Genomic DNA, 240 nt, shown 5'->3' on the forward strand with positions numbered 1-240 from the left:
ACCCTGGCGGGTCTGGAAGGTATCAATCCGGCTGTGCGGGAGGCCGCACTGGGTATGGGCATGTCGCCAGTGCAGGTCCTTGTGCGAGTAGAACTGCCCCTGGCCGGAAGGGTCATTCTCGCGGGTATTCGAACCTCTGTTACTATCAATATCGCGACCGCCGCTATCGGCTCAACCATTGGAGCCCGCACCCTGGGCGATCCGGTGATTGCCGGGCTGGTGAACGGCAATACCGCGTAT

Annotated in this window: 1 protein-coding gene; it reads left to right on the forward strand. The window is 61.2% G+C overall.

Annotated elements, in window-relative coordinates:
• The coding region (locus tag O4H32_RS14965) for an ABC transporter permease subunit (RefSeq protein ID WP_269360411.1) at nucleotides 1–240 on the forward strand (240 nt) is incomplete at both ends.

The organism is Castellaniella denitrificans (assembly GCF_027214045.1).
Classification (GTDB): Bacteria; Pseudomonadota; Gammaproteobacteria; order Burkholderiales; family Burkholderiaceae_B; genus Castellaniella; species Castellaniella denitrificans_A.